Raw genomic sequence first — 16,678 nt, 5'->3', positions numbered from 1 at the left:
TCTTCACTGCTGAGTTATACTTGTAAACTAAATCTTTTTATTTTGGTTTACAAGTCTCGCTATGACCCCATCCGACCTCGCTTTTGACCGCCGGCATATCTGGCACCCTTACACCTCAATGACCGATCCCCTGCCCTGTTATCCGGTGGTGGCCGCCAGCGGATCCCGCTTGCAACTCAGTGACGGACGTCAGCTGGTCGATGGCATGTCATCCTGGTGGGCGGCGATCCATGGTTATAACCATCCACGCCTCAATCAGGCGTTGCAGACGCAGATGGCGCAGATGTCGCACGTGATGTTTGGCGGCATCACTCACCCGGCAGCGGTGGCGCTCTGTCGTCAGCTGGTTGCGATAACCCCGGCAGCGCTGGAGTGCGTATTCCTCGCCGACTCCGGCTCGGTGGCGGTGGAAGTGGCGATGAAAATGGCGCTGCAATACTGGCAGGCGCGCGGTGAAAAACGTCAGCAGTTTCTGACGCTACGCAATGGCTATCACGGTGATACTTTTGCCGCGATGTCGGTCTGCGATCCGCAAAACTCGATGCACAGCCTGTATCAGGGTTATCTGCCCGACCATCACTTCGCCGATGCTCCCCGGTGTCGCTTTGACGATAGCTGGCAGCCGGACGACGCCGATTCCTTTACCCGGCTGATCGAACAACATCATGCGACGCTGGCGGCAGTGATTCTGGAACCGATTGTGCAGGGCGCCGGCGGCATGCGCTTTTATCATCCCGGCTATCTGCAACGGGTGCGCGAACTCTGCGACCATTACGCGCTGCTGCTGATCGCTGACGAAATTGCCACCGGCTTTGGCCGTACCGGCAAGCTATTTGCCTGCGAGCATGCGGCGATTGCGCCCGATATTCTCTGCGTCGGTAAAGCGTTAACCGGCGGCACGATGACGCTCTCGGCGACAATGACCACCCGGGCGGTGGCAGAAACCATCAGTAACGGTGCGGCGGGCTGCTTTATGCATGGCCCGACCTTTATGGGCAATCCACTGGCCTGTGCGGTGGCCAGTGAAAGCCTGGCAATGATCGCGGAAAATCACTGGCCGGCACAGGTCGCGCAAATTGAACAGCAGCTGCGCGCGGCGCTGTTACCGCTGCGCGCGCAGCCGCGGGTCGCCGATGCCCGCGTACTGGGGGCGATTGGGGTGATTGAGTGTCACCAGCCGGTGAATATGGCGGCGATGCAACAATTTTTTGTGGAACAGGGGGTATGGATCCGGCCATTTGGCCGGCTTATCTATCTGATGCCCCCGTATGTGATTGAGATGCAGGATCTGCAGCGGTTGACCACGGCGATTAGCGCCGCCCTGCAGCAACCTGCGCTGTTTCACCCCCGGTAATTCCTGCGGCGGCGGGCACGAGCGGTTGTGATGCACTACGCTTTTATCACTTATAAACACAGAGGAGCCGATTATGTCGCAGCAAAAAGACACAAACCGCCGAGTGGTGTTAGCGTCGCGTCCACACGGTGCACCTGTAGAAGCCAATTTCCGCCTTGAGCACCAGCATGTTCCCGTACCGGCTGACGGCGAGGTATTACTCCGCACCGTCTGGCTGTCGCTGGATCCCTATATGCGCGGACGCATGAGCGATGCGCCCTCTTATGTGCCACCGGTTGGCATCAATGAAGTGATGGGTGCCGGAACCGTCGCGGTGGTTGAGCAATCGCATCATGCTGATTATGCGCCGGGCGACTGGGTCGTCAGCCAGAACGGCTGGCAGGACTTCGCCCTGTCGCGTGGCGAGGGACTGTTTAAATTATCCGGCCCGGTCCTGAAGCATCCCTCCTGGGCGCTGGGCATGCTGGGAATGACCGGATTTACCGCCTATATGGGGCTGCTGGATATTGGTCAGCCGCAGGCGGGGGAAACCGTGGTGGTCGCCGCCGCCACCGGCGCAGTAGGCTCGATGGTCGGACAGATCGCCAAACTGAAAGGATGCCATGTGGTGGGTATCGCTGGCGGCGCCGAGAAGTGCCGCTATGCCGAAGAGGTTCTGGGCTTTGATGCCTGTCTTGACCACCAGCGTGACGATCTGACCAGCAAACTGAAGCGTTACTGCCCGGACGGTATTGACGTCTATTTCGAAAATGTCGGTGGCAAAGTGTTTAATGCCGTACTGCCGCTGATGAACAGCAAAGGCCGCATCCCGCTGTGCGGACTGATCGCCGATTACAATGCCACCGAAGCCGCACCGGGCCCGGACCGTCTGCCGCAGTTTCAGGGGACTATCTTGCGTAAACGTCTGCGCGTACAGGGATTTATAATCACCCAGGACTACGCCCACCGCTTTGACGAGTTTTTCCGTCAGATGAGCCAGTGGGTGGCAGAAGAGCGTTTTGTTTTCCGTGAAGATGTGATTGACGGCCTGGATAACGCGCCGGAAGCCTTTATCGGCATGCTGGAGGGGAAAAACTTCGGTAAAGTGCTGGTACGGGTGGCGGCGGATAAACCCGGAGAGAAGTCATGAAAGTCCTGATGGTATTAACCTCACACGATACACTCGGTGATACCGGTAAGAAGACCGGTTTCTGGCTGGAAGAGTTTGCCGCCCCCTGGTATGTGTTGAAAGACGCCGGGGTAAATGTGGTACTGGCGTCGCCGTCAGGCGGCCAGCCGCCGCTGGATCCGGTCAGCGATCAGCCGGATGCGCAGACCACCGATACCGACCGCTTTCGTCACGACTCCGGCGCACAGCAGGCGCTGGCGAATACCCTGCGGCTGGATACCATCGACAGCAGCAAGTATGACGCGGTATTTTATCCCGGCGGCCACGGCCCGCTCTGGGATCTGGCGGAGGATAAGTTCAGCATTGCGCTGATTGAGAATCTGTATGCCAGCGGCAAACCGGTGGCTGCGGTCTGTCATGCGCCGGGGGTGTTTCGTCATGTTAAAAAGCCTGACGGCACACCGCTGGTGGCAGGAAAACGCGTAACGGGATTTACTAACAGTGAAGAGCAGGCGGTTGGCCTGACCGACGTGGTACCTTTCCTGGTGGAAGACGAACTGAAGCGGCTCGGCGCGCACTTTGAGCATACCGACAACTGGGGAGTGTATACTCTGACCGATGGTCATCTGGTCACCGGACAGAATCCCGCCTCTTCCGCTGCCGCCGCTGAGGAGTTGCTGAAACTGCTTCACCTATAAACTCACTTACAGAGGAGCGTTGATGAGAATTTTCAGTCACGATTTTAACGATGGGGAAAAACTGCCTGAGCGCCATGTGTTTAATGGCATGGGCTACGCAGGCGATAACCTTTCCCCGCAGCTGGCGTGGGATGACGTTCCTGCGGGAACGAAAAGTTTTGTCGTCACCTGCTATGATCCCGACGCGCCGACCGGTTCCGGCTGGTGGCACTGGGGAGTGGCGAATATTCCTGCCAGCGTGACGGTATTACCGCAGGGCGCCGGTTCCGGCATTGCTGATTTGCCGGAAGAAGCGGTACAGACGCGTACCGATTTCGGTAAAGCCGGCTATGGCGGCGCGGCGCCACCGAAGGGTGAATCCCATCGCTATATCTTTAGCGTGTATGCGCTGGATGTGGAGAAACTGGAAGTGGATGAGCACGCCAGTGGCGCGATGCTCGGCTTTAATGTGCATTTTCACAGCTTAGCCAGCGCGTCAATTACGGCGATGTATAGTTAATCGATTGTTTCACCATCAATTAACCCCAGGGGAGCCAGTATGGCTCCCCTGATATATTTCCGATAAAAAGCAAAACTACAGCTGGTGAATGACCACCCACATCGGTCCCTGACCGACCGCATAACGCGCCAGCGGCTGCAACTGTCCCTGCGGACCATCGATTTTATACACTTCAATATGGTGTGATTTCTGCCCGGCAGAGATCAGATACTGCCCGCTATGATCGATATTAAAGCCACGCGGCTGCGCTTCCGTCGGCTGGAAACCGCTAACGCTAATCCGATCGCCCGCGTCACTGACATTAAAGGCGGTGACAATGCTGGCGGTACGATCGCTGGCATACAGATGACGGCCATCCGGCGTCAGATGAATATCCGCCGCCCAGCGCGTGCCGTTAAAATCTGCCGGCATCATATCCAGCGACTGAACCCGTTCCACTTCGCCGTTGGCATTGCTCAGTTGCCAGACGTCAACCGTACTGTTCAGCTCATTCACGCAGTAGACATACTGCTGATTAGGATGGAACGCCATATGGCGCGGACCGGCACCGGCAACGGTAGTGATTTGCGGCTGAGCGCGCGGCTCCAGTCTGCCGTCGTCGGTCAGCTGATAGAGGCAGATACGATCCTGCAACAGGGCCGGAACGAACAGGGTGCGGTTGCTGATATCGATATTGGCGGAGTGACAACCTTCCAGTCCTTCAATCACCTGAGAGGGCGCCAGGGGCAGGCCATCGGCGCCAATCGGGCAGATACTGACGGAAGCGCCATTGTAAGAGGCGGCGAACAGATAGCGGCCGTGGCGATCGGTAGAGATATGGCTCGGACTACCCGGCAGCGGCGCATGTCCGGCTTCGCTCAGACTACCATCTTCAGCGATGCGGAAAGCAATCACACGAAAATCAGGACGGGCGCCTACATAGAGAAAACCCTGAGTCGGATTGACGACCATCGGTTGCACCTGGCCGGCGACATCAACTACCTGCAACAGCGTCAGCTCACCCTGCGCGTTTAACTGCCAGACGTGAATTTGCTGGCTCTCGGGGCTGGCGGTGTAGACAACTTGTTTCATGAATGCTCCTGTTCAATGCCTGGATGTAAGACCTGCCGCAAAGCGTAGCCTGTTTTACGGCAGCCTGTCAGATGATTTGTTTCCTGCTGGTTTGGTCGAAAGAGCAGCAAAGTGTAGTATCATTGGTTTGTTAATAATAACCACCGGAATGACTTATGAGCTATCGCGTTATCGCCCTTGATCTCGACGGCACGCTGCTGACCCCCAATAAGACCATACTCCCTGAATCACTGGAAGCCCTGGCGAAAGCCCAACAGGCTGGCGTAAAGGTGCTGATCGTCACCGGTCGCCATCATGTCGCTATCCATCCTTTTTATCAGGCGCTGGCGTTAGATACACCTGCAATTTGCTGTAATGGTGCCTATTTGTATGATTATCATGCAAAAAAGGTATTAAGTGCCGACCCGCTCCCGGCCGCGCAGGCGCAGCAGGTGATTACCATGTTGGATCAACAGGCGATTCACGGCCTGCTGTATGTCGATGATGCGATGCTGTATCAGACCGCTACCGGCCATGTCACGCGGACCATAAACTGGGCTGCGTCCCTGCCGGAACATCAGCGTCCGACCTTTTTACAGGTTGATAGCCTGAGCGCCGCCGCTGACGCCGCGCAGTCGATCTGGAAATTTGCCCTCTCCCACCCGGATACCCGCGCGCTGCAACAATTTGCCGAACAGGTAGAGCAGCAGCTGGGACTGGCCTGCGAATGGTCATGGCACGATCAGGTTGATATCGCCAGAGAAGGCAACAGCAAAGGTAAACGCCTGGCACAGTGGGTGGCATCTGCGGGATACCAGATGAGTGACGTACTGGCATTTGGTGACAACTATAACGATCTCAGTATGCTGGAAAGCGTCGGGCTGGGGGTGGCGATGGGCAATGCCGATGAGGCGATCAAAGCGCGCGCCCATCGGGTGATCGGCACCAATCTCGAGCCTGGTATCGCCGGGACTATTTATCGCGAAGTGCTGTAATCAGGGGGTAATCGACACACTCTTAATCTGCGCGTAGAGCCACATCCCCGGCTTGATCGCCAGTTCATCGCGAGCCCAGGGCGTAATACGCGCCCACAGCTCGCGATAGCCAATCTGCAGCCTGACCTCAATCTGATCGTCAATCTCCAGCAGCTCAGCGACCTGTACCGGCAGCACGTTACGGATACTGCTATTTTGCGGCGGTTGCAGCGCCAGCGAAACATCCGCCGCGCGAATACGAATGCGTAACGGTGTTTTTGGCGGCGCATCGACGCGGCTGACCCAGATATGCTGGTCGCCGAGTGACAGCGCGGTCATTGCATAGTAGGGGTGATGTTCCAGCACCTGCACGCGCAATACACTGCTTTGATCGGCGCGCGGCAGCCATGGACGCATCGCGCTGCTGCTCCATACTTCCTCCAGCGGCCCCCAGGCTTTCACCGTGCCCTGATCCAGCACCAGCACATTTTCGGCCAGATGCAGGATCTCATCGAGGCTGTGCGACACATACAGCATCGGAATATCCACCTGCTTCGCCAGTTTCTGCAGATAGGGTAACAGCTCTCGCTTGCGTGGCAGATCCAGCGATGCCAGCGGCTCATCCAGCAGCAAAATCTCCGGCGCGGTAAGCAGTGCCCGGCCAATCGCCACCCGCTGTTTTTCACCGCCGGACAGCGACCACGGGAAACGCGTCAGCAACGGTTCAATCCCCAGTAACTGCACCAGCGTATCAAACTGCGGCTTCATTTTTTTTGCCATACCGTATTGCAGGTTGCCGCGCACCCGGTAGTGCGGGAACAGACGCGCATCCTGAAACACATAGCCAACGCGCCGCTGTTCCGGCGGCAGATGAACGCCGGTCTCCGCATCGCTGAGCAGCCGGTTATTCAGGCGAATACTGCCCAGCTGCGGCCGGGTTAAGCCGCTGATGGCATTAATCAGCGAGGTTTTTCCGGCGCCCGATACGCCAAAAATGGCGGTAATCCCCTGCGCCGGCAGATTTTCGTTAATCGTCAGCTGATGATCGCCCAGCTGCTGACTGAAATTAAGTTCCAGCATCACGCCCCCAGACGTTTACGGCCCCAGCGGGCCAGCCATTCAGACAGCAACAGAGAGACCAGCGCCAGCAGGATTGAAATCCCGCACAGCCGGGCTGCGGCATCTTCCGCGCCGGGCGTTTCAATCAGGGTATACATGGCATTGGGAATGGTGCGGGTTTCACCCGGAATATTGGATACAAAAGTGATGGTGGCGCCAAACTCCCCGAGGGAGCGGGCAAATCCGAGAACCGTACCGACAATAATCCCCGGCATGGTGAGCGGCAGGGTGATAGTGAAAAATACCCGCCAGCGTCCGGCGCCCAGCGTGCGCGCCGCCTGTTCCAGTTTACTGTCTACCGCCTCCAGCGCCAGGCGAATAGCCCGCACCATGAGCGGAAAAGCCACCACCCCGGAAGCCAGAGCCGCACCGCGCCAGCTAAAAGCAAAAGTAAAACCAAACCAGTCATACAGCCACTCACCGATCATCCCGCGTCGCCCGAGGGTGATCAGCAGCAGATAACCGACCACCACCGGCGGCAGCACCAGTGGCAGGTGGATAACACTATCCAGTAAGGCTTTACCGGGAAACTGGCAACGCACCAGAATCCAGGCAACCAGGATCCCTAATGGCAAACTAAAAATCACAGCCACGGTGGAAACTTTCAGGCTAAGTTCAACCGCCTGCCATTCGAGATCGCTGAGTATCATGTACGTGGCGTAAATCCGTAACGTTTAAAGATCGCCGTCGCTTCCGGACCTTTCAGATACTGGTAGAAAGCAGTGACGGCGGCTGAGTTATGCTGTTTGACGATAGCCATCGGATATTCCACCGGCTTATGACTGTCAGCCGGGAAAATGCCGACCACGGTCACTTTATTACTGGCAACCGCATCGGAACCATAGACGATACCGTACGGGGTTTCATTGCGTTCCACCAGCGCCAGAGCTGCGCGCACGCTGTTGCCGCGCGCCATCATCGGTGACAGCGTATCCCATGCGCCAAGATTTTGTAATGCTTCCTGCGCATAAATACCTGCCGGTACGTGGTCCGGATCGCCGACCGCTAAACGCTGACCATTAAGCAGGCTTTTCCAGTCGGTGGTTTTACTGATGGTCACCGGCTGCGGTTTCACCGAACTCGGCGCCACCAGTACCAGCTCATTACCTAACAAGGTGTAGCGGCTGCTTTCATCCATGGTTTTTTTGTCGATGGCATAATCCATCCACTGCTGGTCGGCGGAAATAAACAGATCGGCGGGCGCCCCCTGCTCAATCTGACGCGCCAGGGTGGAAGATGAAGCAAAGGAAGAGACGACTTTCACCCCTTTACCCTGCTCATACTGCGTGGCGATATCTTCCAGCGCATTGGTTAACGAAGCCGCGGCAAACACGGTAATATTGTCGGCCGCGACCGCATGGCCAGCGACAGATAAAGTTAAAGCTGCACCGGTAAACCAGTGGCTCATTTTGACAGACATAGCAATCTCCAGGTTACGTTATATAGTCCATAATATAACGACTATTCAAAAGCTGTCACAGGCTTTATCGGCGCAGTTTCGCAGAAGTTTAGGAGAAGATGCGGCAAATCAAAGATGAGAATGCCCGGGCGCATGGCCTGGGCAGTAGAAACTGGATTAATGGCGGTTTTTCGCTGGCTGATCTGAACGATGGCCAATTTTGGAAATGACGTTAAAAACTTCGCCCAGGCCATAAATCGCCCCGAGGATCAGCGCCATCACTACCGGCACCATAATAATGGCGAACGCCAGACTTTTTAATAACTCAAACATCGGAGCCTCATCTGAACTGTGCAAAAAAACCATTGTAACGGCAGGAGAAAAAAGTGCACTGACCTTTTGTGCGCTTTACAATCCACCGATTGATTAAGGCAAGGAGAGACTATGCAGGCCGAGATTTCACTTATTATCAGGCTACAACAGAAACTGTTCGCCGATCCGCGCCGTATTGAACTGCTGAAGCAGATTCAGCATACCGGCTCGATTAGCCAGGGCGCGAAGCTGGCGGGGATCAGTTATAAAAGTGCCTGGGATGCCATTAATGAGATGAATCAGATGGCTGACCGGCTGCTGGTGGAACGCGCTACCGGGGGTAAAGGCGGCGGCGGCGCGCTGCTGACCTTATATGGCGAGCGTCTGATTCAACTATTTCAGTTACTTGAGCAGATCCAGCAGAAAGCCTTTGATATCTTGCAGGACGACCAGCTGCCGCTGGATAGCCTGCTGGCGGCTATCTCGCGCTTTTCACTGCAAACCAGTGCGCGCAATCAGCTATTTGGCACCATCACTCAGCGCAATAACCTGCAGGTGCAGCAGCAGGTGGAAGTGTTGCTGGCCGATGGCCTTACCCGGCTGAAAGTCGCACTGACCGAGCAGAGCGCCGACCGTCTGCAGCTAAGCGCCGGTAAAGAGGTGCTGGTACTGATTAAAGCACCGTGGGTCGAGGTCACGCGATCGGTGACCGATGCCGACAATCAGTTGCCCTGTACCGTCAGTCAGATTGAACACGGCGCAGAACAGAGCGAGGTGCTGCTCGCACTTGGCAGCGGGGAAACCTTGTGCGCTACCCTGCCCAACAGTGTGGTTGCGCAACAGCAACTACAGCCGGGAATGGCGGTCACCGCATTTTTTAACGCCGATCGGGTAATTATCGCCACCCTGTTGTGAAACCCTCTGCCGCGTTTGACATTGCTGCCCACAGTGGTTACAACCTTCAGTACAATGCATAAAGTGGGATAAATGATGACTACGTTGCAAATTACGCAAGGCACGTTTCGTCTGAGCGATCGCCAGATTCTGACGCTGAACGATCTGACCTTAAGCAAGGGTCAAAGCTGGGCATTTGTCGGCGCCAACGGCAGTGGCAAATCGTCACTGGCGCGGGCGCTATCCGGTGAACTTCCCCAGCTGAAAGGGGGGCGTCACTGCGATTTTCAGCGCCCTGTCCGTCTCTCGCTGGAACAGTTGCAACAGCTGGTCAGCGAAGAGTGGGAGCGCAATAACACCGATCTGCTCAGTCCGGGTGAAGAGGATACCGGGCGCACCATGGCGCAAATCATTCAGCAGGAGGTGCCGGATGCGGCACGCTGCCAGCAGCTGGCGGCGCAGTTTGCGATTACCCACCTGCTGGATCGCCGCTTTAAATATCTTTCTACCGGCGAAACGCGCAAAACGCTGCTGTGCCAGGCGTTAATGGCGCAGCCGGACTTGCTGATCCTTGATGAGCCTTTTGATGGTCTGGATGTACAGTCGCGCGCCAGTCTGGCAACGCTGCTGGGCGAACTCCATCAGCAGGGGCTGACGCTGGTGCTGGTACTTAATCGCTTTGATGATATTCCCGATTATATCGACAATGTTGGCGTACTGGCGGAATGTACCCTGACCCATACCGGCGCGCGCGCGGCGATCCTTGCAGAAGCGCTGGTAGCGCAACTGGCGCATAGCGAAACCCTCGCCGGTATGGCGTTGCCGGAAGCGGATGTCCCCGACAGTCAGCCGCAGATGGCTGCCGATACTGCCCGCATTGTGCTAAACAACGGCGTGGTGTCGTATAACGATCGGCCGATCCTGCACCAGCTTAGCTGGCAGGTACAAGCCGGGGAACACTGGCAGATTGTTGGCCCTAACGGCGCCGGAAAATCGACCTTACTCAGTCTGGTGACCGGCGATCATCCGCAGGGTTACAGCAATGATCTGACGCTGTTTGGCATCCGGCGCGGCAGTGGCGAAACCATCTGGGATATCAAACAACATATTGGCTATGTCAGCAGCAGCCTGCATCTCGACTACCGGGTCAGCGCCAGCGTGCGGAATGTGGTGCTTTCCGGTTACTTTGATTCCATTGGCATTTATCAGGCGGTATCGGACCGGCAGCGCCATCTGGCCAACCGCTGGCTGGCGCTGCTGGGAATGAATAACGCCACCGCCGATGCGCCATTTCACAGCCTGTCGTGGGGACAGCAGCGGCTGGTGCTGATCGCCCGCGCGCTGGTAAAACATCCGACACTGTTAATCCTTGACGAACCGCTACAGGGGCTGGACCCGATTAACCGTTTACTGGTGCGCCGTTTTATCGACGTACTGATTGGCGAAGGTCAGACCCAACTGCTGTTTGTTTCCCATCACGCCGAGGACGCGCCGCAGTGCATTACCCATCGTTTAACCTTTGTCCCTGACGGTGATATTTATCGCTATCAGCAGGAGGCGCTGCGCTAAGTCGCAGTCCGCTGGTCGGTAATTTACCGGCCAGCCGTTCCCCGATTGCCGCTGCGCACTGTACGCCTTCCGGCAAATGTAAGCGCTACCACTTTTAAACCAATTTCCTTTAAGGATACATTCCACTTCCGCCAGCTGGTCTGATAAGTAAGAATATTCAGCTTGTGTAAACGATTCCATTTATTCAGACTTGATCACGCTTTCGTCGCCTCCGATGTGCTACTTTTTATCCAGGCTCTCTTTGCTTTATTAGGTTATCAGGACTGAACATGGAAAAATTTAATCCGGTTGATCATCCGCATCGCCGTTATAACCCGTTGTCCGATCAGTGGGTATTAGTTTCTCCTCATCGTGCCAAACGCCCATGGCAAGGCGCGCAGGAAACACCGGCGCAGGAAAAATTACCGGCGCACGATCCTGACTGCTTCTTATGCCCGGGCAATACCCGGGTTACCGGGGATAAAAACCCGAACTACACCCATACCTACGTATTTACCAACGACTTCGCCGCACTGATGACCGATACGCCTGATGCGCCGGAAAGTGACGACCTGCTGATGCGTTGTGAAAGCGCCCGTGGCACCAGTCGGGTGATCTGCTTCTCGCCGGATCACAGCAAAACCCTGCCGGAACTGTCGCTGTCGGCACTGGAACAGGTGGTGCGCACCTGGCAGGAGCAGACGGCCGATCTCGGTCAGCACTATCCGTGGGTGCAGGTATTTGAGAACAAAGGGGCGGCAATGGGCTGCTCAAACCCGCATCCCCATGGACAGGTTTGGGCGAACAGTTTCCTGCCGAATGAGATTAAACGCGAAGACGAACGCCAGCGCATTTACTATCAGCAGCATGGCTCGCCGATGCTGGTGGATTATACCGCGCGTGAACGGCAAGACGGCAAACGCACGGTAGTGGAAACCGAACACTGGCTGGCCGTGGTGCCGTGGTGGGCCGCCTGGCCGTTCGAGACCCTGTTGCTGCCAAAAGCGCCGATTAAACGCCTGGTCGATCTGAATGATGCGCAACGTGAAGATCTGGCGCTGGCGCTGAAAAAACTCACCAGCCGCTACGATAACCTGTTCCAGTGCTCATTCCCTTACTCAATGGGCTGGCACGGCGCGCCATTTAACGGCGAAGAGAACTCACACTGGCAGTTACATGCCCACTTTTATCCCCCGCTGCTGCGCTCGGCAACCGTACGTAAGTTTATGGTCGGTTATGAAATGCTGGCTGAAACCCAGCGGGACTTAACGGCGGAACAGGCGGCTGAACGTCTGCGTTCTGTCAGCGATATTCATTTCCGCCAGACCGGAGCATCACAATGAGCTTAAAAACCCTTACGCAACAGATTTTTAGCGAGCAGTTTGGCTATCAGCCGAGTCATTTTATTCAGGCGCCTGGCCGCGTGAATCTGATTGGCGAACATACCGATTACAACGACGGCTTTGTGCTGCCGTGCGCTATTGATTATCAGACCGTGATCAGCTGTGCCAAACGCGACGATCGTCAGGTGCGGGTAATTGCCGTCGATTACGACAACCAGCAGGACATTTTCTCACTGGATCAGCCGATTGTCAGCCTGCAGGACAAAATGTGGGCTAACTATGTGCGCGGCGTGGTGAAACATCTGCAACAGCGCGACAGCCAGTTTGGCGGCGTGGATATGGTGATCAGCGGCAACGTGCCGCAGGGCGCCGGCCTTAGCTCGTCGGCGTCACTGGAAGTGGCGGTCGGCACGGTGCTGCGCGAACTGTATCAGCTGCCGCTGGATGGCGCGGCAATCGCCCTCAACGGTCAGGAAGCGGAAAACCAGTTCGTCGGCTGTAACTGCGGCATTATGGATCAGCTCATCTCTGCGCTGGGCAAGAAAGATCACGCCATGCTGCTGGACTGCCGTACCCTCGGGACACGCCCGGTGCCGATGCCGGAAGAGATCGCGGTAGTGATCATCAACTCCAACTTCCGCCGCAGCCTGGTCGGCAGTGAATATAATACCCGCCGCCAACAGTGTGAAGATGGAGCGCGTTTCTTTGAGAAGAGCTCACTGCGTGATGTCGGGCTCGCCGAGTTTAAAGCCGCTGAGCAGTTGCTGGATGCCGATGTGGCGAAACGCGTACGCCACGTGCTGAGCGAAAATGCCCGCACCCTGGAAGCGGCCGACGCGCTGAGCAAAGGCGATCTGGCGCGTATGGGAGTGCTGATGGCTGAATCTCATGCCTCAATGCGTGATGACTTTGAAATTACGGTGCCGCCGATTGATATGCTGGTCGGGATCGTCAAATCGGTGATCGGTGACAAAGGCGGCGTACGCATGACCGGCGGCGGCTTCGGCGGTTGTATTGTCGCGCTGATGCCGTTCGATCTGGTCGATAAGGTGAAAGCTGCGGTAGCCGAACAGTACCAGGCCAAATCCGGCATTAAAGAGACCTTTTACGTCTGTAAAGCTTCGGCGGGGGCTGGCCAATGCTAAACCAACCACAGTCACTGGCGCCTGACGGCCAGCCGTGGCGAATTACCGTGCTGCGCAATCAGAACGGCATGGTGGTCACTTTTATGGACTGGGGCGCCACCTGGCTCTCCGCGCGCGTGCCGATGAAAGATGGCAGCGTGCGTGAAGCGCTGCTGGGCTGCGCGACGCCGTCGGATTATCTTCATCAGGCGGCTTATCTCGGCGCCACCGTCGGACGTTACGCTAACCGTATCGCCGCGGCCCGGCTGCAGCAGGGCAATATTCAGCTGGTCGCCAACCAGGGTGAACATCAGCTGCATGGCGGCCCACAAGGTTTTGATAAACGCCGCTGGCAGATCGTCAGCCAGAGTGAAAGCGAAGTGCACTACCGTATTGCCTCGCCAGACGGCGATCAGGGCTTCCCTGGCGCGCTGCAGGCCAGGGTGCACTATCGTCTTGATGAGCATAACTGCCTGTCGATTGAGTATCAGGCGCAGGTCGACCAGCCCTGTCCGGTGAATCTGACCAACCATGCCTATTTCAATCTCGATGCGCAGCATGGCGATGCCCGTCAGCATCGCCTGCAACTGCTGGCCGATCACTATCTGCCCGTCGACAGCATGGGTATCCCCTGTGCAGAATTAAAACCGGTGACCGGGAACAGTTTTGATTTTCGCCAGCCAAAAACCGTCGCCGCCGAGTTCCTGCAGGATGAGGATCAGCGCGTGGTAAAAGGCTACGACCATGCGTTTTTGCTGAATAGCGCCGGCGACAGTAGCCAGCCTGCCGCGCAATTGTGGTCAGCCGATGGCAAACTGCAGCTGACAGTGCATACCGCGGCGCCGGCGCTGCAGTTCTATTCGGGGAATTACCTCGACGGTACGCCGGCACGCGAACAGGGTAGCTATACTGCCTTTCAGGGCATCGCGCTGGAGAGTGAGTTTCTGCCTGACTCGCCCAACCATCCTGAGTGGCCGCAACCGAGCTGCTGGTTACAGCCAGGTGAAACGTATCAGTCGGTGACCCGCTATACCCTGACCCCGGTGTGAAAACAGCATGAAAAACGCGCACTGCGTTCGTCCCAGGCTTACGCCGTGCGCAGATTTCAGCTATGGTAGAGGGATATCAAATTGTCGAAGCAGGCACTTTCGGCGATGTAATGATAATCGTTATCATAGAACTGTAAGATTATTAAGGAGTTAAGTTATGGCTGTAACTAAGCTGGTTCTGGTGCGTCACGGCGAAAGCCAGTGGAACAACGAAAACCGCTTCACCGGATGGTATGATGTTGATCTGTCCGAGAAAGGTCGTACTGAAGCAAAAGCAGCAGGCGAGCTGCTGAAGAAAGAAGGCTTTGCTTTCGACTTCGCTTATACCTCCGTGCTGAAACGTGCCATCCACACCCTGTGGAACGTTCTTGACGAACTGGATCAGGCCTGGCTGCCAACTGAAAAATCATGGAAGCTGAATGAGCGTCACTACGGTGCGCTGCAGGGTCTGAACAAAGCAGAAACCGCCGAGAAATACGGCGACGAACAGGTTAAGCAATGGCGTCGTGGCTTTGCCATCACCCCACCAGAGCTGACCCGTGAAGATGAGCGTTTTCCTGGACACGATCCACGTTACGCAAAACTGACCGACGCCGAGCTGCCACTGACGGAAAGTCTGGCGCTGACCATCGATCGCGTTATCCCTTACTGGAACGAAAGCATTCTGCCGCGCATTAAGAGCGGCGAGCGTGTGATCATTGCCGCTCACGGTAACTCCCTGCGTGCGCTGGTGAAATTCCTCGATAACCTGAGCGAAGATGAAATTCTTGAGCTGAACATCCCTACCGGCGTGCCACTGGTGTATGAGTTCGACGAGAACTTTAAACCGCTGAAGCGCTACTACCTCGGCGATGCTGATGAGATTGCTGCGAAAGCCGCAGCCGTCGCTAACCAGGGTAAAGCCAAGTAATAACACCGCCAGCTAAATCGCCCGCTGACCACCGCATCCCCCCGGTCAGCGGGCTTTTTTTTTGCTTATTCGCTCATGCCGCCGATGCGCATTGATGCAACGCGGCCAGACCATCGGACTGCGCCTGCCGCCAGACAGCGACGGCGGCTTGTGCTTCCGGCGACGCGCGGTGCTGCGACAGGCCACTAATAATCCCGCCTACCGCCGGATCATGCGTTCTGATACAGATCCCAACGGTTACCGTAGAGATCCTCAAATACTACCACCATGCCATACTCTTCCTGGCGTGGTTCTTCGCAAAAATGGACCCCCTTGCTTTTCATCGCCTGGTAGTCGCGCCAGAAATCATCAGTTTGCAGGAAGAGAAAAACGCGACCACCGCACTGATTGCCGATAAATGTCTGCTGCGTTTCACTGGCGGCCCTGGCCAGCAGCAGGTTACAGTCACTTTGCGCATCAGGGGTAACCACTACCCAACGTTTCCCCGGCTGTGGCGTATCCTCGACCAGTGTAAACCCCAGTTTGTTAGTGTAGTAATCAATGGCACGATCGTAATCGTCAACCACAATCGCCACATATCCCAGGCATCTTTTCTGCGTTCTCACGCTGCTCTCCTGTTATAGCCAGTTATTGCCAGTCACCCTGGCAGCTGCAGCGGTATCACTGCTCCACTTTCCTGCCTTAAAAAAACAGGTTATAAAACCCTTATAATAAGATAAGCAAAGGACTCTCTGTGCAGTTAACAACAGAACGCCTTATTGTTCGCCCGGTGCAACCAGCGGATGTCGACGACCTGTTCCGGATTTACGGCGATCCGGCAACCAACACATTTAATCCCTCGGGTCCGTATCCTGATATTCATTATGCTGAATTTGTTCTCGACCGCTGGCTGGCTCACTGGCAGAACAGAGGATTTGGCAACTGGGCAATCTGCCCGCAGGATCAGCCGCAGAAAATAATTGGCTTTGGGGGGCTGAGTCACATCAATATCGACACCATCACCATTAACAACCTCGGCTATCGCTTTGCCACTGAAGCCTGGGGAAAAGGACTGGCAACGGAGTTCGCGCGGCGCGCCATCCGCTTTGGTTTCGGACAGCTCGGGCTGAACGAGATTTCTGCCGTCGTGCGGGAAAACCATTATGACTCGCAAAACGTACTAAAAAAGTCTGGTCTCAGATACAGCGGCAAAATACACGATGTGGCCAATGCCGCGGCCAGCCTGATGTTTACCCTTACCGCCGAAGAGTGGCGCAATAAGGGCGGAGATTAAAAACCACCCCGCCCGCGGCAGATC

At 56.2% G+C, this 16,678-nt stretch carries 18 protein-coding genes; 12 read left to right on the top strand and 6 right to left on the bottom strand.

Features of this window, described 5'->3' with window-relative positions; translation table 11 throughout:
• The first annotated feature begins 61 nt into the window (after positions 1-61).
• The 4 genes from bioA to JWF83_RS12495 all read left to right on the top strand — a co-directional run bounded on the left by bioA (position 62) and on the right by JWF83_RS12495 (position 3,659).
• A complete protein-coding gene (gene bioA / locus JWF83_RS12510; RefSeq protein WP_413650537.1) occupies positions 62-1,354 on the top strand; it encodes an adenosylmethionine--8-amino-7-oxononanoate transaminase in 1,293 nt (430 codons plus the stop codon).
• 73 nt (positions 1,355-1,427) lie between these two features.
• Positions 1,428-2,483 (top strand): NADP-dependent oxidoreductase, encoded by a 1,056-nt coding sequence (locus tag JWF83_RS12505; protein ID WP_413650536.1) that lies wholly within the window; start codon positions 1,428-1,430, stop codon positions 2,481-2,483.
• Positions 2,480-3,160, top strand: a complete 681-nt coding sequence (locus JWF83_RS12500) for a type 1 glutamine amidotransferase domain-containing protein (RefSeq protein WP_413650535.1) — start codon at positions 2,480-2,482, stop codon at positions 3,158-3,160. The genes JWF83_RS12505 and JWF83_RS12500 overlap by 4 nt, the downstream gene beginning before the upstream one ends.
• 22 nt (positions 3,161-3,182) lie before the next feature.
• Positions 3,183-3,659 (top strand): kinase inhibitor, encoded by a 477-nt coding sequence (locus JWF83_RS12495; RefSeq protein ID WP_413650534.1) that lies wholly within the window; start codon positions 3,183-3,185, stop codon positions 3,657-3,659.
• Between the two features lie 75 nt (positions 3,660-3,734).
• On the opposite strand, the gene pgl is transcribed toward JWF83_RS12495, so the two are convergent.
• Positions 3,735-4,730 (bottom strand): 6-phosphogluconolactonase, encoded by a 996-nt coding sequence (gene pgl, locus JWF83_RS12490; RefSeq protein WP_413650533.1) that lies wholly within the window; start codon positions 4,728-4,730, stop codon positions 3,735-3,737.
• 155 nt (positions 4,731-4,885) lie between these two features.
• On the opposite strand from pgl, the gene JWF83_RS12485 reads away from it, so the two are divergent.
• Positions 4,886-5,704 carry a pyridoxal phosphatase gene (locus tag JWF83_RS12485; protein WP_413650532.1) on the top strand — a complete coding sequence of 273 codons (819 nt, stop codon included), beginning with the start codon at positions 4,886-4,888 and terminating at the stop codon, positions 5,702-5,704.
• Here the strand turns inward: JWF83_RS12485 and modC are convergent, their stop codons facing one another.
• The 4 genes from modC to JWF83_RS12465 form a co-directional block, all read right to left on the bottom strand.
• Positions 5,705-6,763 carry a molybdenum ABC transporter ATP-binding protein ModC gene (modC, locus tag JWF83_RS12480; RefSeq protein WP_413650530.1) on the bottom strand — a complete coding sequence of 353 codons (1,059 nt, stop codon included), beginning with the start codon at positions 6,761-6,763 and terminating at the stop codon, positions 5,705-5,707.
• Positions 6,763-7,452 (bottom strand): molybdate ABC transporter permease subunit, encoded by a 690-nt coding sequence (gene modB / locus JWF83_RS12475; RefSeq protein WP_413650529.1) that lies wholly within the window; start codon positions 7,450-7,452, stop codon positions 6,763-6,765. The genes modC and modB overlap by 1 nt, the downstream gene beginning before the upstream one ends.
• Positions 7,449-8,222, bottom strand: coding sequence for a molybdate ABC transporter substrate-binding protein (gene modA / locus JWF83_RS12470; RefSeq protein WP_413650528.1), 774 nt, complete (start codon positions 8,220-8,222; stop codon positions 7,449-7,451). Before modA ends, modB begins: the two co-directional genes overlap by 4 nt.
• A 156-nt stretch (positions 8,223-8,378) precedes the next feature.
• Positions 8,379-8,534 carry an AcrZ family multidrug efflux pump-associated protein gene (locus tag JWF83_RS12465; protein ID WP_413650527.1) on the bottom strand — a complete coding sequence of 52 codons (156 nt, stop codon included), beginning with the start codon at positions 8,532-8,534 and terminating at the stop codon, positions 8,379-8,381.
• A 111-nt stretch (positions 8,535-8,645) separates the two neighbouring features.
• Between JWF83_RS12465 and modE the strand changes: the two genes are divergently transcribed.
• From modE to gpmA, 6 genes are all read left to right on the top strand, one after another.
• Positions 8,646-9,428, top strand: coding sequence for a molybdenum-dependent transcriptional regulator (gene modE / locus JWF83_RS12460; protein ID WP_413650526.1), 783 nt, complete (start codon positions 8,646-8,648; stop codon positions 9,426-9,428).
• Between the two features lie 75 nt (positions 9,429-9,503).
• Entirely contained in the window at positions 9,504-10,976 is a 1,473-nt protein-coding gene (gene modF / locus JWF83_RS12455; protein WP_413650722.1) for a molybdate ABC transporter ATP-binding protein ModF, read from the top strand.
• 269 nt (positions 10,977-11,245) lie between these two features.
• Positions 11,246-12,298 carry a galactose-1-phosphate uridylyltransferase gene (gene galT / locus JWF83_RS12450; RefSeq protein WP_413650525.1) on the top strand — a complete coding sequence of 351 codons (1,053 nt, stop codon included), beginning with the start codon at positions 11,246-11,248 and terminating at the stop codon, positions 12,296-12,298.
• The gene (gene galK / locus JWF83_RS12445) at positions 12,295-13,443 is read left to right on the top strand and encodes a galactokinase (RefSeq protein ID WP_413650524.1); all 1,149 of its coding nucleotides are present in this window, start codon (positions 12,295-12,297) and stop codon (positions 13,441-13,443) included. Before galT ends, galK begins: the two co-directional genes overlap by 4 nt.
• Positions 13,437-14,471 (top strand): galactose-1-epimerase, encoded by a 1,035-nt coding sequence (gene galM, locus JWF83_RS12440; protein WP_413650523.1) that lies wholly within the window; start codon positions 13,437-13,439, stop codon positions 14,469-14,471. The genes galK and galM overlap by 7 nt, the downstream gene beginning before the upstream one ends.
• Before the next feature lie 157 nt (positions 14,472-14,628).
• Positions 14,629-15,381, top strand: a complete 753-nt coding sequence (gpmA, locus tag JWF83_RS12435) for a 2,3-diphosphoglycerate-dependent phosphoglycerate mutase (protein ID WP_413650522.1) — start codon at positions 14,629-14,631, stop codon at positions 15,379-15,381.
• Between the two features lie 209 nt (positions 15,382-15,590).
• On the opposite strand, the gene JWF83_RS12430 is transcribed toward gpmA, so the two are convergent.
• Complete coding sequence (locus tag JWF83_RS12430; protein ID WP_413650521.1) at positions 15,591-15,986, bottom strand: VOC family protein; 396 nt, start codon at positions 15,984-15,986, stop codon at positions 15,591-15,593.
• Between the two features lie 128 nt (positions 15,987-16,114).
• On the opposite strand from JWF83_RS12430, the gene JWF83_RS12425 reads away from it, so the two are divergent.
• Positions 16,115-16,654 carry a GNAT family N-acetyltransferase gene (locus tag JWF83_RS12425; protein WP_413650520.1) on the top strand — a complete coding sequence of 180 codons (540 nt, stop codon included), beginning with the start codon at positions 16,115-16,117 and terminating at the stop codon, positions 16,652-16,654.
• The last annotated feature ends 24 nt before the right edge of the window (positions 16,655-16,678 follow it).

The organism is Pantoea sp. B65, assembly GCF_047308185.1.
GTDB lineage: Bacteria > Pseudomonadota > Gammaproteobacteria > Enterobacterales > Enterobacteriaceae > Erwinia.
Note: the sequence above shows the minus strand (reverse complement) of the source record. Positions and strands in the feature narration are given on the sequence as shown.

Coding starts and splice junctions, on each gene's coding strand:
- gpmA (WP_413650522.1), top strand. CDS start 14,629: ATGGCTGTAACTAAGCTGGTTCTGGTGCGTCACGGCGAAAGCCAGTGG.
- JWF83_RS12465 (WP_413650527.1), bottom strand. CDS start 8,534: ATGTTTGAGTTATTAAAAAGTCTGGCGTTCGCCATTATTATGGTGCCG.
- modA (WP_413650528.1), bottom strand. CDS start 8,222: ATGTCTGTCAAAATGAGCCACTGGTTTACCGGTGCAGCTTTAACTTTA.
- modE (WP_413650526.1), top strand. CDS start 8,646: ATGCAGGCCGAGATTTCACTTATTATCAGGCTACAACAGAAACTGTTC.
- modB (WP_413650529.1), bottom strand. CDS start 7,452: ATGATACTCAGCGATCTCGAATGGCAGGCGGTTGAACTTAGCCTGAAA.
- JWF83_RS12505 (WP_413650536.1), top strand. CDS start 1,428: ATGTCGCAGCAAAAAGACACAAACCGCCGAGTGGTGTTAGCGTCGCGT.
- modF (WP_413650722.1), top strand. CDS start 9,504: ATGACTACGTTGCAAATTACGCAAGGCACGTTTCGTCTGAGCGATCGC.
- JWF83_RS12500 (WP_413650535.1), top strand. CDS start 2,480: ATGAAAGTCCTGATGGTATTAACCTCACACGATACACTCGGTGATACC.
- bioA (WP_413650537.1), top strand. CDS start 62: ATGACCCCATCCGACCTCGCTTTTGACCGCCGGCATATCTGGCACCCT.
- modC (WP_413650530.1), bottom strand. CDS start 6,763: ATGCTGGAACTTAATTTCAGTCAGCAGCTGGGCGATCATCAGCTGACG.
- galK (WP_413650524.1), top strand. CDS start 12,295: ATGAGCTTAAAAACCCTTACGCAACAGATTTTTAGCGAGCAGTTTGGC.
- pgl (WP_413650533.1), bottom strand. CDS start 4,730: ATGAAACAAGTTGTCTACACCGCCAGCCCCGAGAGCCAGCAAATTCAC.
- galM (WP_413650523.1), top strand. CDS start 13,437: ATGCTAAACCAACCACAGTCACTGGCGCCTGACGGCCAGCCGTGGCGA.
- galT (WP_413650525.1), top strand. CDS start 11,246: ATGGAAAAATTTAATCCGGTTGATCATCCGCATCGCCGTTATAACCCG.
- JWF83_RS12485 (WP_413650532.1), top strand. CDS start 4,886: ATGAGCTATCGCGTTATCGCCCTTGATCTCGACGGCACGCTGCTGACC.
- JWF83_RS12495 (WP_413650534.1), top strand. CDS start 3,183: ATGAGAATTTTCAGTCACGATTTTAACGATGGGGAAAAACTGCCTGAG.